General features: G+C 65.8%; 7 protein-coding genes. 1 reads left to right on the top strand and 6 read right to left on the bottom strand.

Annotated features, from left to right (window positions below; genetic code table 11):
* Nucleotides 1–304 precede the first annotated feature (304 nt).
* The 6 genes from GXY85_05685 to GXY85_05660 form a co-directional block, all read right to left on the bottom strand.
* Nucleotides 305–628, bottom strand: a complete 324-nt coding sequence (locus tag GXY85_05685; GenBank protein ID NLW50322.1) for a hypothetical protein — start codon at nucleotides 626–628, stop codon at nucleotides 305–307.
* 185 nt (nucleotides 629–813) lie between these two features.
* Nucleotides 814–3957 carry a DEAD/DEAH box helicase family protein gene (locus GXY85_05680; GenBank protein NLW50321.1) on the bottom strand — a complete coding sequence of 1048 codons (3144 nt, stop codon included), beginning with the start codon at nucleotides 3955–3957 and terminating at the stop codon, nucleotides 814–816.
* A complete protein-coding gene (locus GXY85_05675) occupies nucleotides 3954–4490 on the bottom strand; it encodes an ORF6N domain-containing protein (protein NLW50320.1) in 537 nt (178 codons plus the stop codon). The genes GXY85_05680 and GXY85_05675 overlap by 4 nt, the downstream gene beginning before the upstream one ends.
* The gene (locus GXY85_05670; GenBank protein NLW50319.1) at nucleotides 4490–7303 is read right to left on the bottom strand and encodes a site-specific DNA-methyltransferase; all 2814 of its coding nucleotides are present in this window, start codon (nucleotides 7301–7303) and stop codon (nucleotides 4490–4492) included. Before GXY85_05670 ends, GXY85_05675 begins: the two co-directional genes overlap by 1 nt.
* A gap of 237 nt (nucleotides 7304–7540) precedes the next feature.
* Entirely contained in the window at nucleotides 7541–7864 is a 324-nt protein-coding gene (locus GXY85_05665; protein ID NLW50318.1) for a hypothetical protein, read from the bottom strand.
* A gap of 110 nt (nucleotides 7865–7974) precedes the next feature.
* Nucleotides 7975–9516: a response regulator gene (locus GXY85_05660; GenBank protein NLW50317.1), complete on the bottom strand. Its 1542-nt coding sequence runs from the start codon at nucleotides 9514–9516 to the stop codon at nucleotides 7975–7977.
* A gap of 481 nt (nucleotides 9517–9997) precedes the next feature.
* On the opposite strand from GXY85_05660, the gene GXY85_05655 reads away from it, so the two are divergent.
* A complete protein-coding gene (locus tag GXY85_05655; protein NLW50316.1) occupies nucleotides 9998–10453 on the top strand; it encodes a helix-turn-helix domain-containing protein in 456 nt (151 codons plus the stop codon).
* Nucleotides 10454–10517: the final 64 nt, after the last annotated feature.

Raw genomic sequence — 10517 nt, 5'->3', positions numbered from 1 at the left:
GGGCAACCGAGCAGAAGGCTTGAAATCCGGGAGGGAAAACGCTCCAATGTCAGTCAACTACCATACATAAACGGGCTGGTTTTGAAGTGACCACCCGTGGCCGGTTTTGAAGTGACCGGTGACATGGCCTTGAGCTTCTGCTCGATCGGCCTGATCAGTCGGTCGTACAGCTCGTCCGCTTCGCTCACGATGTTCTCGCTCTTGGTGATGTCGTCACAGCGTGCGTGAAGACCTTCTACCTATTGTTACGTTGGCGCAAGGAGAAATGTGTAAAAGGTTCTGGTGACCGTTCACGGTTTCTCGGTCAAGCCGGCAGGAGCGACGGCGCGGGCTGGCCCGTGAAGGAAGCGGTGAGGGCGTCGTGAAGGAATCGGAAGACAGAGCGGCCCTGCTGGGCGCAGGTGACACGCACCGTCCCTATGCGCTCGCACCATTGCCGTCCTGCCTCACCCCGCGTGCCCTGCGTGATCCGCCGGTCGATCACCACAAACCGCAGCGGCTGCTCCGCAAGGTCGTTCGTCGGCTCCACGCCCGGCGTCGTGATGAAGCGGAAGTGGGCTTCCAGAGCGACCAGAAGGGCTTCGAGCCGCCTGCAGTTGGGGCATTCGGATGTCGCTGCGTCTGCCATGATGCGGCAGGATACGCAAACCCCGAGGGCAGATTGTCAGGAAATCCGTGAACGGTTACCTTCCTTGCCGGACGCCAAGTGCTCCCTTAGGCGTGGCCATGCTCTCGCGATGAAGCCTCGCTCGGCCTGCAGACGTGCTGCGCGCTGCGCCGAATGCAGTGCGCGGACGGCCTGTTCTGAGCCCGTCAGTCGGCTCTGCTGCTGGCAGCACTCGTGATCACTTCCCTGGTCTCTTGCGGTGAGTGCACTACGGCGTATGCCCACCAGCCGTACTTGCCGTCGGCGTTGACGGCCTGCACCCATCGCTCGGCTGCAGCGCGCTTCACCCCTTCCAGTTCGTCGAAGCCCTTGGTCTCCAGGATGAGGTAGCGTTCCTGGCCGCCAGCCGGCTTGAGGCGGATGATGAAGTCCGGCACGTAGTCGTGCGGCTCGCCATTGTGGACGTAGGGGACGGCGAACCCAAGCCCGGCGTTCTTCACAAATCTCTCGACGGCGTCATGGGTGTCGATGAAGTAGGCCGCTGATTGCTCCCACCGCTTCGTGTCCGCCACGACGTAGTTCACGTGGCTGTGTTCGACCGGCCAAACGGGTTTGCTCGTCCAGAAGTCCACCTCGGCCGTCGACCCCGGCCCCCTATGCTGCTCGTAGAGCGGGATCTCTGGGGGGTCGCCCTGGCTGGTGTCGGGCCGGATGCCCTCCCGCAGCACATCGCTCACCCAGCCGTAATACGGAGACAGGAACACGTCGATCAGTTCTGCCGGCGGCACGGGCGTCACGTACTCTCGCAGGAAGCGCTGCACGATCTGGAGGGCCTGAGGGAACAGCACGTGCGCCGGCAGCTCAAACGATCCCTGCCCCGTGACATCTCGCGTGACCGCCGCTGCAAGCTCGAAAGCCAGCTCCTGCATCCGCCTGCCCTTGCGGTAGGCATCGAGCGTAACCTCGTCAATCCTCCCCGGCCCGAAGAGCGATGGACGCCCCTCGTTGTTCGGAACGCTCGCCTTCAGCTGCACCTCGGGCGGTATGTGCATCGGGTCCAGACGGAGCTTCGGCAGGCTGCCCCAGTCGGCTGTGATCCGGTTGCGTATGGCGCGCGTGTAGCCTTCGACCCGCGGGAAGGTGATCTTGTACTTTTCCCGATCCGGCTGCGGGTGGACATGCTTGCGCTTTTTCGGTGTCTTGACCGGCCCCTCGGGGGTCGCCTTGTAAGGCACCACTTCAAAGGGCACACCCAGTATCTGGGCTACCTCCTCGGTCAGCCTGCCGTTCTCGTCGAAGTCCTCGTAGTTCGTGCGACGCAGCCCCCGGCCGACGACCTGTTCGCACAGAAGCTGCGACATGAACGGTCGCAGCCCGATGATGTGTGTGACCGTCTTGGAGTCCCATCCTTCAGTCAGCATCCCTACGCTGACGATGCACCGGATGTCGCGCCCTGGCGGGTGCAGCGGTCGGCCGAGTTTTCGCGCCAGTTCCTCGAAGCCCTCCGGGTAGATGGGCCGACCTTGCCGGTCCGTCGGCCAGTCCAGCCTGCCCACGGTGTCCAGTGTCAGTCGCATCCACTTCGTCTCGTCAGACTTCGCGCCCTCGGTGTCCGTCTCGTGGATCACCTTGGAGTCGACGCGGATGGTGTTGACCTCACCGTTCCCGTTGGCGAAGCCCGGCACCCCGACGGGCGGTACACCAGACGGACACTCATCGTTGGCAAGCCACCGGTAGATTGCGTCGGCGATCTTCGTGTTCTTGCAGACGACGATGAACACCGGAGGCCGGGGATCGTCTTCGTTCCTCTGCCACGCCTCCCGTGTCTCCTCCCACTGCCCGCCCAGCATGGCGACTGGATGATGGGCGTGCTTCAAGATCGCCTCCGGTTTCGGGCTGCCGCGCTTGCCGCCACGCTCCCGTGGGGTCAGCCGCCCCAGGATGTACCGCCAGAGGTTGAAGTAGAGCGCCCGCTCTTCGCCGCTCGTGTCGCGCAGGGCGAGCTGCGGTATCTTCACCAGCCCCGCCTCGATGGAATCGGTCAACCCGAAGTCGCTCACGACCCAGGGGAACGGCTTGTTAGTCTCCTGCCCCACCCGACCCAGGAAGTACGGCGTCGCCGAAAGGTCCACGCAGAGATTGACGCCGCGCATCTTGTGGATGCGGTCCAGCCCCTCGACCCAGACCGTCGCCTCCGTGAAGAAGTCCTCGACGTCCTCGTCACCACCGGGCATGCTGTCTTCTTCGTCCTCGTCCTTCTCTTCCCGTCGGATACGGTAGGCGTGGTGTGCCTCGTCGTTCATGATCAGGATGTTCTGCTTGCCACCGATCTCGCGCCCGAGCACCCGCTGGTCCCAGTGCGTGTCACTCTCGACGTAGCGCACGGACTCGACATCCGCCTTCTCGACGTGCCCGTCGCTGTCCACGTACTCCTTTCGCACCGTCAGCATCCCCCTGGCGACCTGCATCTGGTAGTCCTGGAGCGACAGGTACCGATAGCCCCGGGCCGTCGTAGTCTTGTCCCGGATATGCACTGTCTCCAGCGTGCGCACCGGCACCCCGACCTTCTTGACCTTCGCGTCGCTCCCGAGTTCCAGAAGCTGGAACAGGTGCCAGTTCGTCACGATCACCTTGCCCTGGCTGAGCTGTGGCATCAGGTGCGGCGGCACCAGGTCGCGCGTGCGGTAAAGGCTGGCCTCGCCCTCGGCCGGGTCGAGCTCGCGCAGGCGGTTCTTGATCGTAATGTTCGGGCAGACGACCAGCGCCGCGTCGGAAAAGCGCGCGTCCGCTCGGCTGGCCACCTTGTTCAGGATACTCCAGGCGGCCAGCATCCCCATGACGGTCGTCTTGCCCGAGCCGGTCGCCATCTTCAGGGCGTACCGCAGGAACGCCTTCGCCCCGGCCGCCCTCTGGTTCTCGTTCGGCTCGTCGAGCGGCACGCTGACACCCTGGAGGTAGTCCTGCCGCGCCTCGCGCAAGAAGATGACCGTCTCCGCCGCCTCAATCTGGGCGAAGAACAGCGGCGTCTTGCGCCCGTCCCGCCGCCAGTAGTCGAGCATTTCCTTCGTGACGCGCGTCACGCCCGGGTATCCGTCCTTGCGCCAGGCGGCCAACCGCTGGCGGATCAGGTTGACCAACACCATCTCGTAGCCCGGCGCGAACTCGTCCGACCGCCGCAATACACGTTCGTCAATGGTCCACGCCACGGGCGTGTCGCTGGGCGGGTAGATCACCGACGGCCGCCGTCCCGGCCGCTGCTCGGGCGACTCCCCCTCGCGGATGTACCAGTACTCCTTCGGCTCCTCGAAGGGGGTGTTCAGAATGGGTGTCGGGACTTCAAAACTGGTCACGGCCTGTCCCCCTCCACTTTGGGACGACGGAACCCTATCTGGCCGCGCGGCGCCTCCGGCTCGGCCATCAGTTGCCGAATGGCGTCGAACACCACCTTGAACTGCGCGTCGTATTTCTTCTCCAGAGCCATCAACCGACGCGCCAGGTCCGCATGCGAGGCCAGCATCCCGCGGAGCCTGACAAACGCCCGCATGATCTCAATGTTGACCTGAACCGCCCGTTTGCTGCGCAGCACGCTGGACAACATCGCGACGCCCTGTTCGGTGAACGCCCTGGGCGGTTTGCGCGTGCCTCCCCAACTTGATGTTCCAAAATGGAACTTCAAGTCGCGGAACTCCTCTGCGGTGAGTTGCAGCATGAAGTCCTCGGGAAAGCGCTCGATGTTCCGGCTGACGGCCTTGTTCAGATTGCCCGTCGTGACGCCGTAGAGCGCCGCCAGGTCTTTGTCCAGAATCGCCCTGTGGCCTCGGACCACCAGAATCAGCCGCTCAATCCGCTCCACCGGGACCAAACCGCCAGTGGCACCAGCCATCAGTCTGCCTCCTTCAGGTCCTTCACCACCAGCAGCTCGTTTCCACGGTCGTCAATCACCTTGACGGCTACCTGCCCGTGCTCGCCGGGCTCGAACTCCGCGCTCGTCGTCCCTGCCAGGTGGTCCCACACGCTCTCGTCGTAGGTCCCCTTGAGCGCCTTCTTGATGCTCTCCCACGCGCCCGTGAGCGGGAAGAACGCGTGGCAGACGTGGAAGCAGAGGCCGTTGTAGTCGGTGTCCAGGAACCACGCCGGCACGTCGTCGCCGCGCCGGTGCTCAGGCTTCATCGTCGCCGGGTCAAAGGTGTCCAGGCCCAGCAGTTCCACCTGGTACTTGCCGCCTTTGGTCTTCCGGACCGCGATCTCGGGCAGGCCGCAGACGCTGAAGATCTGGCTCGACCGCATGTTCTTCAACAGGTCGCCCATCATAAGGTCCGGCGTCATCTGCACGTAGCTGGCCGGCACGCCGACGGCCTTGTCGCAGTCGTCCACCAGCTTCCGCGCGTTCGGCTGGACAGCGAAGCCGATCACGAACATGTGCGCGTAGTCCTTGGCGTGCGCCTCGCGCGCCGCCTCGTAGACCAGCTTCTCGCTGACGGCGCCGTTCTCGGGGCCGAACAGGATGGCGACAGGCCTGTCGCTGAACGGCAGCCGCCCTCCCTTCGCGTCGAGGGCGTGCTCCCGCATGTCCTCCAGCGTCTTCGGCGGACCGAGTTCGGCAGGCGTCACCATCGCCTCGGCGGAGAGGGAGAGCGACTTGGCCGGCGGGCGGACGTTCTTGAGCGTCACGGTGCGGTTGCCTTCCAGGCGGAGGACCGGGCTCTTGCGCAGTACCTCGAGCATGCGGTCGAGGAACGCGCCACGCTCTTGCATGTCCGCGCCGGAGTCCTCCTCGCCGTCCGCCTCCCAGTCCACCGGTGTCGGGATCGTCGCCTCGACCACGAACGGACCGGCCACGCGCGTGATAGCCTTGTCTTCTTCGGGCCGGTCGACAAGGACCTCCATCTGCGGCTCTTCGTTGTTGGCAATGCACTTCAGCGTGATGTGGGGGACGATGCCGCCCACCTCCTCGCCCTTCTTGTTCTGCTTGCGCTTGTAGACGAAGCCGCCTGCCGGGCCGCGTTTCTCGTCCTGGAGTTCGTACCAGGGGAACGTGGCTGTCAGGATGCGCTGCCGCGCCAACGCGGCCGGAACGCGGCTCACGTCAATCGAAATCCAGCGCCGCCCCCACTGTTCGGCGACATACGCCGTTGTCCCGCTCCCGCAGGTCGGGTCGAGAACCAGGTCGCCGGGGTCCGTTGTCATCAGCATGCAACGCATTATGGCCTTGTTCGTCGTCTGTACAACGTAGACCTTTGGGTCAGTCCGGCTCTGAATGCCTCCGATGTCCGTCCACACGTTTGACAGAGGGTTCACGGGGTAATCGTCGAAGTACCTCAGGTAGCGAAGCGAGTTGCCTTCGACCACTATCCGACTCTGGCCCGCAAGCCGCTCAAGGCCCTGGAGAGTTGTCTTCCAGTTCATATTCGGGCCCGGATGGTACTCCTGGCCTTGGAATGCGAATGGCACGGTGGTGAACTGCCGGAACCCCTGCGACTTAAGATCAGTAGTGGTGTAGAGTCTTCCGCTCGCCGGAGCGGCCACGCTTCCTTCCTGTTCTTCCTTGGTGAGCCGCCTTCGTGTCCCATCGGGCAGTTCGAGGAAGTTGTAACGGGTGGCGCCCTCGTCGCCGAGCTTCTTGGGCAGGAACAGACTCCTGAACTTCACGGCAGAACGATCCTTCGCGTACCACAGAACGAAGTCGCACACGGTGGGGAGCAGGAGGGATGTTGCGACGGTGGTCTTCGTAAAAGCAATCACCGCTACCAGGTTGTCGGCACCGAAGACCTCATCCATCAGTTCTCTGAGGTGGTGGAGGTTCTCGTCACTGATCTGAACGAACACGCTGCCCGAGGGGCCGAGCAACTCGCGGGAGACAAGCAGGCGGTCGCGCATGTAAGTCAAGTACGAATGAATACCGAGTTCCCATGTGTCTCGGTAAGCCTGCACCATCTCGGGCTCTCGCGTGACGTCATCATCGTCGTTGTGCCTGACCTCGGTCCTCCGCACGAAGGGCTGGAAGTTGCTGCCGAATCTGACCCCGTACGGGGGGTCCATGTAGATCATCTGCACCTGACCGCCCAGCCCCTCATAGTGCAGCAGCGAGTTCATCACCACGAGACTGTCACCCAGGATCAGCCGGTTCACCCAGTTGTCCCGATACTCGTAGGCCCTGAGCACCTGGTCGGACACCGAATGCTGCGGGTCGGCGAAGAGCGCCATCTGGTTGAGGGCGGGCGCCTTGCGGTGGGACTTGAGCGTCTCGATGATGGCCTGAGTGCTGAGGCGTTCGTGCACGAAAAGCGGGAGCGTCGGCACATCGAAGGAAAGCCGCTCCGCCTTGCCCGCCCAGTTCAGGAACGGCTTGCCGAGGCGCTTGAGCTGCTCAACTGCATCATGGAGGCCGGAGACTGTGACGAGGACCGCGCCGTCGCCGCCTTTGAACACCCGAGGCTCGGAGAACTTGTGAGGCGGCTCCAGCGCGGCTGCGTCCTCGATGCAGGCCAGCAGCCACTCGCCCAGCTCCCGCGCCCCGTTCTGCCCGTCCCAGTCCAGCGCCGGCGAGAGGGAGGAGTCATATCGGTAGGTGACCGGCGGCTTCTTCTTGCGGAACTGCGCCTGCGTGCCCACATCCGGCCGCATCGGGCTGGTAGACTCAGGATGCCGGTAGTCCTCCGAACCCTTGGTTTGCTTCTTACGACGGCGCGTGGCCATAGCAGCCAATCTCCCAGGTTGACACCTCCCCCCTCGCGCAGATGGTATCGCTGAAAGCATGCTCTTTCAAGCGGGCGTTGGACAACATCCCTACTCACGCGAAGTGATCTCCTCCGAGACCTCGCAGCGGTCGCACTTCGGTCCTGGTGACTTCCGAGCCACCTCTCACCCTCGGTCTGTCTGCGTTCCTTCTGGCCCGGGTGCTTCGCGTGCCTGTAACCGTTCACGGCTTTCTGGTCAAGCCGCCAGAAGGGACCGTGCAGGGCGGGTCGTGAAGGAGGCCGTCACGGCGCTGTGAAGGAACTCGAAGACAGAGCGGTCCTGCTGGGCGCAGGTGGCACGCACCGTCCAGAACCGCTCGCACCATTGCCGTCCGGCCTCACCCCGCGTGCCTTGCGTGATGCGCCGGTCGATCACCACAAACCGCAGCGGCTGCTCCGCAAGGTCGTTCGTCGGCTCCACGCCCGGCGTCGTGATGAAGCGGAAGTGGGCTTCCAGAGCGACCAGAAGGGCTTCGAGCCGTCTGCAGTTGGGGCATTCGGATGTCGCTGCGTCTGCCATGATGCGGCAGGATACGCAAACCCCGAGGGCAGATTCTCAGGAAATCCGTGAACCGTTACAGTGGCCTGAAGGCCGTTGTTCCGGCACGACGCGGTTCCTCTGCGGCGGCCTCAGACCGGCTCCTGGAGTGCCTCCCGCACCCTGCGTACCAGGCGCTCCATGGAGAACGGCTTGTGGACGAAGCGCCAGGCCAGTTGGTCGCCGAGGTCCTCGCCCGCGTGGGTGTGCGCGTGGCCGGAGATGAAGAGGATCCTCACCTGCGGATGCCGCAGCCGCACGCGCTGGGCCAGTTCGCGGCCGTCCATTCGCGGCATTACGACGTCGGTGATCAGCACGTCCGGCGCGGCGCCAGTGCGCTCCAGCAGGGCGAGGGCCGCCGGGCCGTCGGCCGCCTCCCAGACGGCGTAGCCGCAGTCCCGCAGCACCCGGCGGGCCAGGTCGCGGACCTCGATGTCGTCCTCGACGACCAGGACGCGCTGTCCGCGCCCGGACCGGTCCGGCCGCGCCGCGGGGCGCCGAGCCGATGAGTCGGCCTCGACCAGGGGCAGCCGCACCGTGAAGGTGCTTCCACCGCCGAGACGGCTCTCCAGGGCGACCTGCCCGTCGTGCTGCCGGACGATGCGGTCGACGGTTGCGAGGCCGAGGCCGGCCGCGCTGCCGCCCGCCTTGGTGGTGAAGAAGGGCTCGAAGATGCGTTCGCGGATATCCTCCGGGATGCCCGAGCCGGTGTCCGAGACGCTGAGTCGGGCCCGGCCGGCGCCTCCGGCGGGTGCGTCCTGGCGCGCCGTCCGGACGGTCAGCACGCCGCCGCCGGGCATGGCGTCGCGGGCGTTGACGACGAGGTTCATGACCACCTGGCCCAGTTGCACGGGGTCGGCCCGGACGGGCAGCGGTTCGGGGCAGAGTTCGACCCGCAGATCGACCCGGTCCTCGATCAGGTGCCGCAGGACGCTGCAGGTGTCCCTGACGACTCCGTTGACGTCGATGCAGGCGGACGGTGAACCCGCGCCGCGGGTGAACGTGAGCAACTGCCGGGTCAGTTGCGACGCGCGCGTGGCGGCGTCGATGGCGAGCCGAAGGTCTTCGGCAACGCGGGAGTCCTCCGGGAGTTCCGGCAGCACGAAGCCGATGTAGCCCATGATGGCCGTCAGCAGGTTGTTGAAGTCGTGGGCGACGCCGCCCGCGAGTTGGCCGACCGTGGCGAGCCGCGCGGTCTGGCGGGCGCCGTCCTCCAGCCGCCGAAGCTCGGTGAGGTCGAGCCCCGTGGCGATGATCCGGGAGAGGCGGCCCGAGCGGTCGCACACGCGCGTGCATGCCCACGCGATGCAGCGCCTCCCGCCGTCCTTGCACAGCCAGTGGCCCTCGTGCTCCACGCAGTCGGTGCCGTTGTTCAGCGCCGCGAGGACGCCCTGCAGCAGGGGGCGGTCCTCCGGCGGGGTCAGCACGTCCCATATCCGCCGCCCCTCCACCTCGGCCGCCGTGTAGCCGGTCGCCTGCTCGCAGGCCGCGTTGAAGCGCACGATGCGGCCGTCGGGGTCCAGCAAGCAGGTCAACGCACGGACCGTGTCCATGACGGCATTGGAGCACTGACGTCCCCGCTCCGGTTCGTCCGCCACCGTCTCCCGACCGGTGATGTCGTGCACGAGCACCATGTCCGTCTCCGTTCAGTTTCGCCGCATGGACGTGCCCGCCACCTCCATCGCCCCCGGCCACGGGGAGCGCCGGGCAGACCGCCGGCGCGCAGCGCGGAAGGGGACAGGGGTGCAGACCCCGGTTGCCGGGCCGGCGCAGCCGGGATGGGCGTTGCGGACCGAATGCGTCAGGGCAGGTGCATGGCCGAGAGCCGGCCCGCGCACGGCGTCGGCGGAACGGGCCGTCTCCGCCCGGTGGGTGACGGGCTCTCCGTACATAAACACACCGCCCTTCGTCCTCCCCCCTCAGGGCGGCATTCGACTCCGCATCCGTGCGGAGGCCGACCTCACCGAAATCGGACCCGAACCCATTAGAGCACAAGTGCCGGCGCGGCGCAAGACGCATCCGGGGTGTCTTGAAAGGGATGACGGGGCTTGACAGCGCCGCGCGATTGCGTATAATAGTTAATGATAGGCTATAGACCCATTTGCAGGGGCATGCATGGCCTCAGAAGACCGAGCAGACGCCAGGCCGGCGATGCCGGAGTGGTTCACGGTGGGCGAGGCCGCCACCTATCTGGACGTGAGCGAGCCGACGATCTACCGCTGGATGAAGGAGGGGCTGCTGTCGTTCTACAAGATCGGCGGCGCCACCCGGTTCTCCCGCGAGGGGCTGGACGCGGTCATCGAGAAGTCGACCGGCCGCAAGGAGGCCGAGGCCGCCGCCGGCCGCTGCTCGGCCTGCGGGCATAACGTGCTGGTCGAGGGCCGCCTGCAGGGGGCCGGCCGGCTCTACTTCCGCCCCTTTCACGCCCGCTTCTGGGTCTTCGAAGAGAGCCTGGTGCCCACCCGGGCGTGGGTCTGCGCCGCCTGCGGCACCGTGCAGATGCGCGCCGACACGGCCAAGCTGAACCGACTGCGGCCCCGGGGACGGCCGCCTGCGGAGGGGCCCTCGTGAGCCGTCCGTGGGGGCGTTTCGGAGGAGGCATGGAACTTTCGGGCCTCGAGGATCGTCTCACGGG

This window comes from Candidatus Brocadiaceae bacterium, from assembly GCA_012728835.1.
In the GTDB taxonomy this organism is placed as follows: domain Bacteria; phylum Planctomycetota; class Brocadiia; order SM23-32; family SM23-32; genus JAAYEJ01.
Note: the sequence above shows the minus strand (reverse complement) of the source record. Positions and strands in the feature narration are given on the sequence as shown.